Raw genomic sequence first — 12,477 nt, 5'->3', positions numbered from 1 at the left:
CTTGGTTCTTCGCCTCAACTGACGCTGTCCGGCAGCCTCTCCTCGCGCCGCGCGATGAAATCCATCAGGCCATCGGCGATGCCTTCGTCGAGTTTCGGCTCCTCGTAATCCGCCAGCATGTTGCGCGCCTTCTCGCGGCCGCGCGTGTCGTGGTCCTTCGCCCCTTCTGCCTTCCACTGTTCGAACGAATTGAAGTCCATGATCGAGGGCATGAAGAAGGCGGATTCGAAATGTTCGAGCGTGTGCTGGGTACCGAGGAAATGGCCCTGCGGTCCCACCTCGCGGATTGCCGCCATGGCTTCCTTGAAATCGTCGAACGGCAGGCCGCCGGCATATTTGTACCAGCCGATGAGCTGTTCGCAGTCGGTGGCGAATTTCGAATAGCCGCAGGTCAGGCCGGCCTCGAGCCATCCGGCGGAGTGCCAGATGTAGTTGGCGCCGGCGAGGATGGCGGCATGCATCAGCATGTTCGCCTCGTAACCAGCCTGGGCGTCGTTGAGCTTCGACCCGACATGGAAGCCGGAGGTGCGCCACGGCAGCCGGTATTTCCGCGCCAGCGCTCCCATCAGATACATCATCTGCGCCGCCTCGGGCGTGCCGCCCATCGGAGCACCGGTCTTCATGTCCACCGTGACCATGAACTGTCCGTAGATCTGCGGCGAGCCTGGGCGCAGCAGTTGCGTGAAGGCGACGCCCGCCAGCGCTTCCGCATTGACCTGTGCCACAGCGCCCACGGCGGACGCCGAAGTCGAGGCGCCGCACAGTGCAAAGGGTGCGAGGATCAGCGGCTGGTTGCTTCGCGCATAGACCTTCATCGCGTCCAGCATGGTGGCGTCCCACACCAGCGGCGAATTGCAGTTGGTGATCGACACCAGGACCGGATTGTCGCGGACGTAATCCTCTCCGAACACGATGCCTGCCATCGCCATCGTGTCTTCCGCCCGCTCCTTGGACGTGACGATGCCCATGAACGGCTTATCGGAATGCTTAAGCGCGGAATGGATGATGTGGAGGTGACGCTTCGGTACCGCGATTTCCATCGGCTCGCAAATGACCGAACTCGATGAATGCAGCGCCGGCGCCATGTAGGCGAGCTTGTGAAAATTGTTGAGGTCGGCGAGCGTGCCGTAACGCCTGTTGTTGTCGAGATCGCGAACATAGGGCGCGCCATACATCGGCACGAAGATGGTGTTGTTGCCGCCCACCCGCACCGTGCGCTGCGGATTCCTCGCATTGAGCGTGAACTCCGACGGGACCTTCGACACCAGTTCCATCAGCAGGGCCCGGTCGATCCGCACACGGGTTTCCGAGACATCCGCGCCCGCCGCCTTCCACAGTGCGATCGCCTCGTCGTCGCGGAACTCGCATCCCACCTCTTCGAGGATCAAGAGCGACTCCTCGTGGATCAGTTCGACCGCCTCATCCGGGACCATCTGGTAGACGGGGATCTGGCGGACCAGCGTCGGGAACGACGTTACGGGAGCTCCGCGCAGGGCCTTGCGCCCCAGGCGGCCGCCACTGCGGCGGTTGGCATGTTCGGTCACTTCGGGGGCCGGTGCGTTCATGGCAACTCCATTCCACTCATGAAGGAGCCTAGCGCGACAAAATGGTGATGTGACGCTGGAAAATCCTGATCTCTTGTATAAGCTCAGCTTATGCGAAGCTTGCGCCACCTTCTGCCTTCGGCCGGCAGCCTGATCGTCTTCGAGGCGGCCGGGCGGCTGTCGAGCTTCACCGCCGCCGGGCGCGAGCTGGGCATGACGCAGGCCGCCGTCTCCTATGCCGTGCGCGGACTGGAAGAACAGCTCGGCGCCAAGCTGTTCCAGCGCCGCCACCGCCAGGTGCTCCTGACCGAGGCCGGCGAGCGCTTCCATGCCGACGTCTCGCTCGGCCTTTCGCACATCCGCAAATCGGCGGAGGATCTGCGCCTGCAGGCGACCGGCGGTCATGTCACGCTGGCCGCCTCGACCGCGTTCGGTTCGTTCTGGATGATGCCGCGCCTGCAGCAGTTCCGTGACGAGCTGCCGGGCATCGACCTGCGTATCCAGACCGCCGACCGCGACCTCGACATCATCGCGGAAGGCATTCCCCTCGGCGTGCGCGGCGGCGCGCCGCGGGACTGGCCGGACTATCATTCGTTGCCGCTGGCTGACGAGGAGATATTTCCCGTCGCCGGCACCAGCTATGCGGCAAAGTTCGGCCTGCCCAGATCCGCTGCCGAACTGGCCACGCACCGCCTCATCCATCTGGAGGAGCCGTATCGCGAGGCGGCCAGTTGGGACGAATGGTTCCAGTCGGCGGGCGCCAATCTCAGCGATACCGCGCGCGGCCTGCGCATCAACGACTACGGCCTGGTGATCCAGGGTGTCATGGAAGGCCAAGGCATCGCGCTCGGCTGGCGGCACCTCGCCGAGCGGCTGCTGGCGTCGGGCCTGCTGGTGCCGGTGACGGATCATGTGCTGAAGACCGGCAAGGCCTTCTATGTCGTCTGGCCGAAGAACCGGGAGCTCAGCGACAACGCCCGCAAGGTGCGCGACTGGCTGGCGGCGCAGGCATAAGTCGTTTTCCACTGATCCACCGCTGGCGCAATTCTGCCCCTCCCGCGCGACGCGAATCCGCCTATAGTGCCGCCATGCCCATCCGCCAGCTTTCCGAAACGATGATCAACCAGATCGCCGCCGGCGAAGTCATCGAGCGTCCGGCGAGCGTGGTCAAGGAACTGGTCGAGAATGCGCTCGATGCCGGTGCTTCGCGCGTCGAGATCGTCACATCGGGCGGCGGGCTGAACCTGATCCGCGTCACCGATGACGGCTCCGGCATTCCCGAACGGGAGCTGGCGCTGGCGATCGCACGTCACTGCACCTCCAAGCTCACCGAGGATATCAACGACATTCGCTCGCTGGGCTTCCGCGGCGAAGCGCTGCCGTCGATCGGCTCGGTGTCGCGACTTTCGATCCGCTCGCGCACGGCAGCAAGCGACAGCGCCGCCGAGATCGGCATCGAGGGTGGCCGCGTCCTGCCTGTCAGGCCGGCGGCGGCCAATCGCGGCACCACGGTCGAGGTGCGCGACCTGTTCTTCGCAACGCCGGCCCGATTGAAGTTCATGAAGGGCGAACGCGCCGAAAGCTCGGCCACCAGCGATGTGGTCAAGCGCATCGCCATCGCCTTCCCCGCCGTGCGCTTCACGCTGGCCGGCTCGGACCGCTCGACGCTGGAATTGCCGGCGGCGGACGACAGCGCGGAAGGCAGCCTGCGTCGTGTCGCCCAGGTGATGGGCGCCGACTTTCCCGACAATTCCATTGCCCTCGACGCGATGCGCGATGGCGTGCATCTGACGGGCCACGCGTCGATCCCGTCCTTCACCCGCGCCAACGCGCTGCAGCAATATGCCTATGTGAACGGCCGCCCAGTGCGCGACAAGCTGATCGCCGGCGCCATACGCGGCGCCTATGCCGACGTCCTGCCGCGCGACCGCCACGCGGTGACGGTACTGTTCCTGACGCTCGATCCGGCCATCGTCGACGTCAATGTCCATCCAGCCAAGGCCGATGTGCGCTTCCGCGATCCCGGCCTTGTGCGCGGGCTGATCGTCGGCGCAATCAGGCAAGCACTGGCCGATGCCGGCGTCCGCGCCGCCACCACGGGTGCCGCCGGCATGATGGCGGCGTTCCGGCCAGGGGCCGCATCCTACGGCCACGGCGGACCGGCAAACGGCCACCGCAGCTACGACGCGGCCTACCGCGCGTCGGGCCCGTCCGGCTTCGATCCTGCCCGATCGCCGCAGCGGCCGCTCGATATGGGTTTCGATGGTGCGGGCTTCGAGCAGCGCGGCTTGCGAGAAAGCGAGCAAGCGGCTTTCGATGCCGGTCCGCTTGCCAGCGCCGATGCACGCGCAGGGCAGGATGAAGCGGCCGAGACGTTGCTCGGCGCGGTGCTGGGCGCGGCGCGCGCCCAGGTGCATGAGAACTACATCGTCGCCCAGACCAGGGATTCGCTCATCATCGTCGACCAGCATGCGGCGCATGAACGGCTGGTCTACGAGGCGCTGAAGAATGCGCTGCATTCGCGCCCGGTGCCCTCGCAGATGCTGCTTCTGCCCGAGATCATCGACCTGCCGGAGGAGGATGCGGAGCGGCTTGCGCTGCATTCGGAAACGCTGGCCCGCTTCGGTCTCGGCATCGAGCGCTTTGGCCCCGGCGCTGTCGCGGTGCGCGAGACGCCGTCGATGCTGGGCGAGGCCAATGTCCAGCAATTGGTGCGCGACCTCGCCGACGAGATCGCCGACAACGACACGGTCGACACGCTGAAGGAGCGGCTGGACAAAATAGCCGCGACCATGGCGTGCCACGGCTCTGTGCGCTCCGGCCGCCTGCTCAAGGCCGAGGAGATGAACGCGCTGCTGCGGCAGATGGAGGCGACGCCCGGCTCCGGCACCTGCAACCACGGCCGCCCCACTTATATCGAACTCAAGCTGGCGGATATCGAACGGCTTTTCGGACGGCGATAGCTGCGGACGGATTGCGGGCCTATCGCTTCGCCGCTCGAGGTCGGCAGGTCAAGGAGGCCGGCCGACAATGTGGTCACCCGCGATTTTCGCCCAGCAGTCCGAGTAGCGCGATCGCAGCCGCCGCCAGCAGGAGGATCGCACCGGTGATTTCAGCCCAGCCGACCGCCTCGCCGAAAAGCCAGGCTCCTGCCGCCAAAGCGGTCAGCAAATAGCGTGCAGCCGCCAGCAGGCGCGGAGGCGCGTCATTGAGACCGAGCTTGATCGCGGCCCAGGTCAGCCCCCAGATCAGCGACATCACCGCGAAGAAGAAGAGGTTGCGAACCACCGATGGGCGCTCAGCGCAGTCCCCGACGATCGACAAGTATCCGATGGATTTCGATCCGCTCCGGCAGCTCGATCAGGAACTCGGCATCGCGGTCCAGATGATGGACTTTGGTCGGTTCGCCTTTGGTAAAGGCGGTCATCGCTTGCATGTCGGCCCAATACGAGATGGTTGTGAACCACGTCTCGGCATCACGGTCCTCGCGCAGCAATTGGACGCCAAGCGCCGTCTTCTCGAGGGGTGGAATACCCTCGGCACGCAGGTATGGCTCATAGGCGTCGGCGATGTCGCGGCGGGTGCGACCGCGCCAGATGCGCGCGATGGTCGGTGTGGTCGGCATGAGGTTCTCCTTCAGTCAGGCGCACAGCAAACTGGGCATAGCGGACGCCAATTGTGATCAGCCGTGAACACCAGCCAGGAAATCGCGGACCAGCGCCAGCGCGTCGTCGAAATGTGTCTCGAGCAGCCAATGACCCGCCCCTTCGATCAGATGCAGTTCCGCATCGGGCAGATCGCGATGATAGGCCCTTGCCGACGCCGCGGGCATATAGCCATCCTCTGGCCCCCAAAGGATCAGCGTGGGTGGATGGTGTTCACGCAAATAAGCCTGGTAGCGCGGAAACCAGGTGAGATTGGCTTCCAGCTTCTCCATCAGACCGACGGCGATCTGCCGACGAACCGGCGTGTTCATCAGTGGCCAGTGAAGATTCCAGAGATCGGGCGGCACGCGCATGGCGACGTCGTCAGCCACTTCCCCGATGAACTCGGCCCGGAACCCGTCCTCACTTACCGCAGCCTCGAGCGGACGGTGCTTGCCGGGCGTCTTGTCGGTCCACCAGGCCTTGATCGTGGCGTATTTGGGTCCAAGCACGTCCTCGTAGATGTCGCCGTTCTGGATGATGAGGGCGCTGATCCGCTCCGGGTGCGAGATCGCATGCCGGAGTCCTATCTGCGAGCCATAATCGTGCAGCCACAAGGCGTAGCGTTGGAGACCGAATTTATCGGCAAGCTTGGAAAGCACGTCGCAATAGGCGTCGAAATCATAGCCGAAGGTGGCCGGATCGGGTGTGCCGCTGTATCCGAAGCCAGGCCAATCGAATGCAATCGTCCGCCAGCGGTCGGCGAGCGCCGGCATCAGTCGGCGGAATTGGAACGAAGAGCAGGGATAGCCGTGCAGCAAGAGCAAGACAGGTGCTTCTAACGGCCCTGCCTCGCGATAAAAAATGGATAGATCATCCAGTTGCATGCGTCGGTGCGCCGTTGCACCCGGCATTCGGACCTCCGTCGAACAAACATCGGCTAAACGCGTTTGATCGAGGGATCGTTCCGAATGGGGGAAGCGGACGGTCGGCAATATTCATCTCTTCAAATTCACCACGATGACACCGCCCAGCGCCAGCGCGCCGCCGATTATGCCGAGCAGAGTGGGAACTTCGCCCAGCCAGAAGAAGCCGATCAGCGCGGACATCGGCGAGACCAGATAGAGGAAGTTGGAGGCACGTGCCGCCGGCAGACGCGACAGCGCGGTCGCCCAGGCGGCATAGGCGATGAGGCTGGGCACGATGCCGAGAAAGATGACGGCGCCGAGGCCTGCTGTGTCGGCGACCGCCGCCTGCGAAAAGGCCGACGGCAGGAAGGGCGCCAGGCATAGTGCGCCGAGCACCATGTTCGAAGCCGAAATGGTCAATGGATGATGGCGGGCAAACAGCGGCTTCTGGACGATGGTGTTGACGGCCGAGCACAAGGCCGAACCAAGCACCAACAGAGCACCGGTGTTGAACGACAGGCCATGCCCGTCGGCCATGGCGATGATGCCTATGCCGGCGAAGGAAATCACCGTACCGATCCAGGCCACGCCTGAGAAGCGCTCGCCCAGCAATGCCATCGCCATGATGGCGGTGAAGATCGGGCTGACATTGATGATGAAGCCGGCGGCACCGGCCGAGACGGTCAGTTCGCCGAAATTGAGCATGACGGTGTAGAGCGCGACGAAGATGGCGCCGCCAAAGACCAGGCGCCACACTTCGTCGAGCCTTGGCAGCGCCGGGCGCTTGACGGCCAGGAAGATCGCCGCCGGCACAGCGGCGATGGCAAAGCGCAACGCACCCAGTTCCAGTGGGCCGAAGGCGGCGAGACCGGCTCGGATAGCGGGAAAGGCGGAGGCCCAACCAACCACCGTCAGCGCCACCGCGATGGCTGCCGTGGTGTCCATTCGCTGTGTCGAATTCAACGTGCCCGTTATCTCGCTCATCTCACCGCCCCGTATTTCTTCGGTCCTGAAAGGCAGAAAACGCCTTTTCACCCCGGTTGACAAACGACGAAATCGAGGATCACCTGTGAGTATGGATCACAGCTCGGACACAATGGTGCCGCTCGAAACGCTGCGCGCCTTCGATGCGGCGGCGCGGACAGGCAGCTTTTCAGCGGCCGCCGAAAAGCTCAATATCACCCATGGCGCCGTCAGCCGGCAGATCGCCAAGCTCGAGGACTGGCTGGGATTGAAAGTCTTCGACCGTGGTGCGCGCGGCGTCTCGCTGACGATCGAAGGCAACAGGCTGCATCTGCGCACGGCGGAAGCCTTTGCGCTGATATCGACCCATTCCGACCGCTGGGTAGAGCCGCGTGGCACGGCGGTGGTGCGGCTGACCTCGATTCCCTCGGTCAGCGGACTGTGGCTGATGCCGCGCATGGCGGCTCTGGAAAACAATCCCTCGAAGCTGCGCATCGTGCTCGATGTCGACATCCGCCAGGCCGACCTTGCCGATGAAGGCATCGACCTCTCGATCCGTTGTGGACGCGGCGGCATTCCGGGCCGCATCTCGGTGCAGCTTTTCGAGGAACATGTCTTTCCCGTCGCGTCACCCGATCTTGCCCGCGAGATCGGCCGCGGCGACCCTGCCCGGCTGCTCAAATATCCGCTGATCAACGATTCCGACGCGTCGGCCTGGCGCGCCTGGTTTGCCGCGCAAGGCATGGATTACCGCCCGCGCCCGCAGGACCGCCGCTTCGAGGACTACAATCTGGTGCTCGACGCCGCCGCCTATGGGCTGGGCATCGCGCTGGCCCGCCCGCCGCTGACCGGACATCAATTACAATCGGGCCGCATCACTCCCGTCGATGAGCGCACAGCCCTCAACCCGGTATCCTACTGGCTCGACCGGCCGATGGGGCGGCCGCGTGCCGCCGCCGCCGACCTCGCCCGCCGCATCGCGGCAGAGGCCGGGCTGGCCCAGGAAAAGATCGAGGCGTTTATCGAAGCCGAGCGATAGGCCTTCCGGACCTATATGGAAAACCGGCCGATTCGAAGCTCAGCGAAGCAACAACAAAACGAACCCAAGGATCACCGCTCCTAGCAAACCGGCCATTATCGAAACAAAGCCAATTTTCACCAGCAACTGCTCAGGGTTCGGCACCGCACCATGGGATTGATTGGCCGGCCTGTGCCTGCCCGCCGGCGTACCCAGGGCGGCAGCGTTGCGCGGGACTGGAGCCTGCGGCGGGATAAGCGACAGCAATGACAGCCCCGCAACCCTGGCGGAGGCATTGTCATTGGCGGTTGTCGAAGGCGGCAAGAAGGCTCGCAGCGTTTCGGCTTCGGGTTTTGCCTTTCTCGCCACGACTGTTGCCAACGCCGCCTCTTCGCCCGTCTCAAGCTGGGCAAGATAGGCATCGACGATGCCAGCGGATGCGATCTGCTGCGATTTGACGGCCATCGGCGCCACCGGCAAAATCAACAGCGCCGGCGCTGTCTGCTGCGCGAGCAGAGACGGCGCCGGCGGTTGGACCAGCGCCTTGACCAGTGCCGTCATCACTGGATCAGCCTGCCCCGAGGGCACGGCTTGCGGCGTCATCACTTCCCTAAGCAGGGCGGGAAGACGAGTGGAGGAAACGTCCATTGCGGCCCACCAACGACATTTTTCCGCTTCACAATAAGCGTTCAGCATTGTCTCAGGCTTGTCTCATGCTTGACCTCGCCGGGAATTTATGGCGATGAAATCCTCATGAACCCTGGCGTCCCCGCATGATGAACCGTTTCGAAGGCCCCGGCGGCAAGGAAGCCCGCATCCGCTACCTGGATGGCGACTTCCAGGTTACCAGCCCCGGCGCGTTCGTGCGCTGCGCGGTGACAGGCGAAAGCATTCCGCTCGACGAGTTGAAATACTGGAGCGTCGCAAGGCAAGAGCCCTATATCAGCGCCACCGCCTCGCTGCGCCGTGAAATCGAGATGCATCCGGAGCTGCGTAAGCGCAGTTAACCCTTCAGCTTGCGCTGGCGCCAGGCATCGAGCGTCTCGTAGATGATGCGCTCGGGAACGTGATCGAGTTCGAAGACCGTGTCGATCTCCAGCACCTCGAGCCGGTCGAGAAAGTCCTGTGAGGCGCCGTGGCGCAGCCGGGCGGCGTCCTTGGCGGTGGTGATGAGCACCAGCCCCTCAGTGCGTGCGGTCGCCGCCAACTCGGCAAGTTCGTCCTCCGCATAGAAATGATGGTCCGGAAACGGCCGCGTCAATGCCAGTTCGCCGCCGGCCTCGCGCACCGTGTCGAAGAATTTCTCGGGATGGCCTATACCGGCGAAGGCGAGGAACCGCTTGCCGGCAAGCCCTGCCTTGCCGCGTGGCTCTGTATGGGCCTCGAAGATCGCCCGGCCGGCGCGTGCCGCCTGGCGGACCACGCTGTCGGCGGCAGTGCCCTCGCCCATTTTCAACAACCCGCTGGTGAAAACCAGCTGGTCGACGATTTTGGCCCTGAGCGGCCCCCCTGGAATGACGCGGCCGTTGCCGATCCCGTAGCGCGCATCGACTACGACCAGCGCATAGTCGATGTGGATGCGGGCGCTCTGGAAGCCATCGTCCATGATCAGGAAATCGCAGCCATTCCGTTCCAGCAGCAGCCGGGCGCCGGCGGCGCGGTTCGGCGTCACCGCCACCGGCGCGTGTTCGGCGAGCAGCAGCGGTTCGTCGCCGACATGCCGGGCGCTGTCGTGGTCGATATCGACCACGTGCGGCTCGGCGAAGGAGCCGCCATGGCCGCGCGACAGGAAGCCTGGCTTGAGATGCATGCGCTTGGCCTGCTTGGCGAGCGCGATGGCCACCGGTGTCTTGCCGGTGCCGCCAACCGTGAAATTGCCGATGCACAGAACAGGTGCTTCGATCTTCCCACGCTTGGCCCGCCGCATGCCGCGGCCGGCGGCAGCCGCATAGATGGCCGACAGCGGCGACAGTGCCAGGACCCGCCAGTCCGGCTCTTCCCACCAGAATGGTGGTGCTTCCGAGGCCACGCTAGCGCCCGTTCGCGCCCTTCAGGCGCGACTTGACGACCAGCGGCTGGATGTAGGGCTCAAGCGATTTCAGCGTACGCGCCAGCGCACCGCGCATCTCGTCGACGGTCGCAATGCCTGCCGCCATCATCTCGTGGCGCGCCACTTCGTTGGTCAGGAGGAAATTGACGGCGCCGGCCAGCATGTCGCGATCGCGCACCAGCTTGGCGCCGCCGCTGTCGAGGAGACGCTGGTAGGCCTCGCGAAAATTCTGCACATTGCGCCCGGCGAGAACCGCCGTGTCGAGCATGGCCGGCTCCAGCGGGTTCTGGCCACCCTCGGAGGTCAGCGAGCGGCCGACGAAGGCGATTTCCGTCAGCCGGAGATAGAGCCCCATCTCGCCGATCGTGTCGCCAAGCAATATGTCGGTGTCGGCCGTGATCCTGTCGCCCTTGCTGCGCCGCGCGACCTTCAGGCCCATGCCGGAAATCTGCGCCGCAAGCGCCTCGGCTCGATCGGGATGACGCGGAACGACGATCGTCAGAAGACCATGGTGGCGCTTGTGCAGCGTCGCGTGGACTTCAGCCGCGACCACTTCCTCGCCGTCATGGGTCGAGATCGCCGCCCAGGTCGGGCGCGTGCCTATCTGCCGCCGCAGTGTCGCCAGCGCCCGTTCGTCGACCGGAGGCGGCGACGTGTCCACCTTGAGGTTGCCCGACACCGTCACCGGCCGCGCGCCGAGCGCGAGAAACCGCTCGCCATCGACATCCGACTGCGCCACGACGTGAGCCAGGTTCTCGAACAGCGCCTCGGCGATGTTGGCGCGTTTCTTCCACGATTTGAACGAGCGGTCGGACAGCCTGCCATTGACCAGCACCTGCGGCACGCGTCGCGCGCCAAGCTCGAGGATGGTCATCGGCCAGATCTCGGATTCGGCGATGATTGCCAGATCCGGCTGCCAATGATCGAGGAACCGGCTGACCGCCGGCTTGAGATCGAGCGGTACATATTGATGGATGATCCGGTCACCGAGCCGCTCGTCGGCGACCTGCGCCGAGGTGACCGTGCCGGTCGTCAGCACGATGTTGACGCCGTAGTCGAGAATGCTTTCGACCAGCGGCACGACGGCTATGGTCTCGCCGACGCTCGCGGCATGGATCCAGATCACCGGCCCGTCGGGGCGCGCGCGGCCGGCGACGCCATAGCGCTCGCGGCGGCGGTAGCGGTCTTCCTTGCCGCGCGAGGTGCGCCAGGCAACGTAGGGCCCGACCAGCGGATAGGCTGCCGCACCCGCGAATCGGTAAGCCGACAGCATGGCCCGTGCCCAGCGGCCGCTCATCGCGGAGCATCCACGAGACGGTAAGCCTCGGCGGTCGCGGCATTGAGCGCTGTCGTCACTTCCTGGCGCTTGCGCTCCATTTCGGCGTCATCGGCGCCGGCCGCCACGAAGATCGGCTGGCCGATGACGATCGACGAACGGCCGAACGGCAGGTTGATGGTGGTCTTGTCCCAGCTCTTCTCCAGCACCTTGCGGCGGCTGGTGGTGATGGCGACGGGCACAAGCGGCCGGCCCGAGAGGCGAGCCAGGAGAACGATACCAAGTCCTGCGTCTCGCGGCGTGCCGTGCGGAATATCTGCGATCATGGCGACGTTCTTGCCGACGGCGAGCGACTTTTTCAGGGCGATAAGCGCTTTTGCCCCACCCTTGTCGAGGTGCCTGGCATTTTCCCGCCCGCCCGAGCCGCGCACCGCCTCGATGCCGAATTTTTCCAGCATCAAGGCGTTGAGCTCGGCATCGGCGCTGCGCGAAACCATGGCGACCAGCGGCTTGCGCTTGGGATAATAGGCAGGCGTCAGCAGATGCTGGCCGTGCCACAAGGCGATGATGCCAGGCTCGAACTCGGTATAGGCACCGCCCGAAAACCGTGCCGATCCCTCGACGACGCGATTGGTGAGGCGCACGAAGCGGACGAACTGGGCGAACAGGCTGGCGATGGCGTTCTTGACGAATCGCGACTGCGCAAGCGGTTGGCGAATCTTGCGCCAGAAGGCCTTGGTCGTGCGGCTGCGTCCCCTGCCCGTGGGCGCGGCATCGCTTGCTGGCCCTTTCGCCAGGTCATGCTCCATCGAAGTCAACCGGCAGCCTTGTTGTCGGGGTCCAGCAGCCGGTGCAGATGAACGACGAAGTAACGCATGTGAGCGTTGTCCACGCTGGCTTGCGCCTTGGCTTTCCACGCCGTGTGCGCGGATTGATAGTCGGGATAGATGCCGACGATGTCGAGCCCGTCGAGATCGCGGAATTCGGTGCCGCCAAGCTTCTTCAGTTCGCCACCGAACACCAGATGCAAAAGCTGTTTCTTTCCGTCTTCCGCGGCCATGTCGGTCCTTCACA

The 12,477-nt window shown here is 64.7% G+C and carries 14 protein-coding genes; 4 read left to right on the top strand and 10 right to left on the bottom strand.

What is annotated here, in order from left to right:
- Positions 1–14: 14 nt before the first annotated feature.
- Entirely contained in the window at positions 15–1,565 is a 1,551-nt protein-coding gene (locus tag AC0L2D_RS13320; protein ID WP_013532332.1) for a trimethylamine methyltransferase family protein, read from the bottom strand.
- Positions 1,566–1,655: 90 nt separating this feature from the next.
- On the opposite strand from AC0L2D_RS13320, the gene AC0L2D_RS13315 reads away from it, so the two are divergent.
- Positions 1,656–2,558 carry a LysR substrate-binding domain-containing protein gene (locus AC0L2D_RS13315; RefSeq protein ID WP_013532333.1) on the top strand — a complete coding sequence of 301 codons (903 nt, stop codon included), beginning with the start codon at positions 1,656–1,658 and terminating at the stop codon, positions 2,556–2,558.
- Between the two features lie 74 nt (positions 2,559–2,632).
- Complete coding sequence (gene mutL, locus AC0L2D_RS13310; RefSeq protein ID WP_473541286.1) at positions 2,633–4,507, top strand: DNA mismatch repair endonuclease MutL; 1,875 nt, start codon at positions 2,633–2,635, stop codon at positions 4,505–4,507.
- A gap of 73 nt (positions 4,508–4,580) precedes the next feature.
- Here the strand turns inward: mutL and AC0L2D_RS13305 are convergent, their stop codons facing one another.
- From AC0L2D_RS13305 to AC0L2D_RS13290, 4 genes are all read right to left on the bottom strand, one after another.
- Positions 4,581–4,832, bottom strand: a complete 252-nt coding sequence (locus AC0L2D_RS13305) for a hypothetical protein (protein ID WP_473541284.1) — start codon at positions 4,830–4,832, stop codon at positions 4,581–4,583.
- Between the two features lie 10 nt (positions 4,833–4,842).
- Positions 4,843–5,169 carry an antibiotic biosynthesis monooxygenase family protein gene (locus AC0L2D_RS13300; RefSeq protein WP_024504825.1) on the bottom strand — a complete coding sequence of 109 codons (327 nt, stop codon included), beginning with the start codon at positions 5,167–5,169 and terminating at the stop codon, positions 4,843–4,845.
- A gap of 57 nt (positions 5,170–5,226) precedes the next feature.
- Positions 5,227–6,102, bottom strand: coding sequence for an alpha/beta fold hydrolase (locus tag AC0L2D_RS13295; RefSeq protein ID WP_473541282.1), 876 nt, complete (start codon positions 6,100–6,102; stop codon positions 5,227–5,229).
- 84 nt (positions 6,103–6,186) lie between these two features.
- Entirely contained in the window at positions 6,187–7,080 is an 894-nt protein-coding gene (locus tag AC0L2D_RS13290) for a DMT family transporter (protein ID WP_024504827.1), read from the bottom strand.
- Positions 7,081–7,171: 91 nt separating this feature from the next.
- On the opposite strand from AC0L2D_RS13290, the gene AC0L2D_RS13285 reads away from it, so the two are divergent.
- Positions 7,172–8,098: a LysR substrate-binding domain-containing protein gene (locus tag AC0L2D_RS13285; RefSeq protein ID WP_337122489.1), complete on the top strand. Its 927-nt coding sequence runs from the start codon at positions 7,172–7,174 to the stop codon at positions 8,096–8,098.
- A gap of 39 nt (positions 8,099–8,137) precedes the next feature.
- Here AC0L2D_RS13285 and AC0L2D_RS13280 read toward each other — a convergent pair whose 3' ends face one another.
- Complete coding sequence (locus AC0L2D_RS13280) at positions 8,138–8,725, bottom strand: hypothetical protein (RefSeq protein ID WP_473541279.1); 588 nt, start codon at positions 8,723–8,725, stop codon at positions 8,138–8,140.
- Positions 8,726–8,850: 125 nt separating this feature from the next.
- Between AC0L2D_RS13280 and AC0L2D_RS13275 the strand changes: the two genes are divergently transcribed.
- Positions 8,851–9,084 (top strand): DUF2093 domain-containing protein, encoded by a 234-nt coding sequence (locus AC0L2D_RS13275; RefSeq protein WP_013532341.1) that lies wholly within the window; start codon positions 8,851–8,853, stop codon positions 9,082–9,084.
- On the opposite strand, the gene lpxK is transcribed toward AC0L2D_RS13275, so the two are convergent.
- Genes lpxK through AC0L2D_RS13255 form a run of 4 tightly spaced genes read right to left on the bottom strand, consistent with a single transcriptional unit; the run spans position 9,081 to position 12,463 of the window.
- A complete protein-coding gene (gene lpxK / locus AC0L2D_RS13270; RefSeq protein ID WP_473541277.1) occupies positions 9,081–10,106 on the bottom strand; it encodes a tetraacyldisaccharide 4'-kinase in 1,026 nt (341 codons plus the stop codon). The genes AC0L2D_RS13275 and lpxK overlap by 4 nt on opposite strands.
- Before the next feature lies 1 nt (position 10,107).
- Positions 10,108–11,424, bottom strand: a complete 1,317-nt coding sequence (waaA, locus tag AC0L2D_RS13265; RefSeq protein WP_013532343.1) for a lipid IV(A) 3-deoxy-D-manno-octulosonic acid transferase — start codon at positions 11,422–11,424, stop codon at positions 10,108–10,110.
- Entirely contained in the window at positions 11,421–12,212 is a 792-nt protein-coding gene (locus AC0L2D_RS13260; RefSeq protein WP_013532344.1) for a lysophospholipid acyltransferase family protein, read from the bottom strand. Before AC0L2D_RS13260 ends, waaA begins: the two co-directional genes overlap by 4 nt.
- Positions 12,213–12,217: 5 nt before the next feature.
- Positions 12,218–12,463, bottom strand: a complete 246-nt coding sequence (locus tag AC0L2D_RS13255) for a DUF4170 domain-containing protein (protein WP_013532345.1) — start codon at positions 12,461–12,463, stop codon at positions 12,218–12,220.
- Between the last annotated feature and the right edge of the window lie 14 nt (positions 12,464–12,477).

The sequence above is a fragment of the Mesorhizobium sp. WSM4833 genome (assembly GCF_055811095.1).
The sequence above is the reverse complement of the archived record's forward strand: the minus strand, read 5'-3'. Positions and strand labels throughout refer to the sequence as shown.

Coding starts and splice junctions, on each gene's coding strand:
- AC0L2D_RS13290 (WP_024504827.1), bottom strand. CDS start 7,080: ATGAGCGAGATAACGGGCACGTTGAATTCGACACAGCGAATGGACACC.
- AC0L2D_RS13260 (WP_013532344.1), bottom strand. CDS start 12,212: ATGGAGCATGACCTGGCGAAAGGGCCAGCAAGCGATGCCGCGCCCACG.
- AC0L2D_RS13275 (WP_013532341.1), top strand. CDS start 8,851: ATGATGAACCGTTTCGAAGGCCCCGGCGGCAAGGAAGCCCGCATCCGC.
- AC0L2D_RS13285 (WP_337122489.1), top strand. CDS start 7,172: ATGGATCACAGCTCGGACACAATGGTGCCGCTCGAAACGCTGCGCGCC.
- AC0L2D_RS13280 (WP_473541279.1), bottom strand. CDS start 8,725: ATGGACGTTTCCTCCACTCGTCTTCCCGCCCTGCTTAGGGAAGTGATG.
- AC0L2D_RS13315 (WP_013532333.1), top strand. CDS start 1,656: ATGCGAAGCTTGCGCCACCTTCTGCCTTCGGCCGGCAGCCTGATCGTC.
- AC0L2D_RS13300 (WP_024504825.1), bottom strand. CDS start 5,169: ATGCCGACCACACCGACCATCGCGCGCATCTGGCGCGGTCGCACCCGC.
- AC0L2D_RS13295 (WP_473541282.1), bottom strand. CDS start 6,102: ATGCCGGGTGCAACGGCGCACCGACGCATGCAACTGGATGATCTATCC.
- mutL (WP_473541286.1), top strand. CDS start 2,633: ATGCCCATCCGCCAGCTTTCCGAAACGATGATCAACCAGATCGCCGCC.
- AC0L2D_RS13320 (WP_013532332.1), bottom strand. CDS start 1,565: ATGAACGCACCGGCCCCCGAAGTGACCGAACATGCCAACCGCCGCAGT.
- AC0L2D_RS13255 (WP_013532345.1), bottom strand. CDS start 12,463: ATGGCCGCGGAAGACGGAAAGAAACAGCTTTTGCATCTGGTGTTCGGT.
- waaA (WP_013532343.1), bottom strand. CDS start 11,424: ATGAGCGGCCGCTGGGCACGGGCCATGCTGTCGGCTTACCGATTCGCG.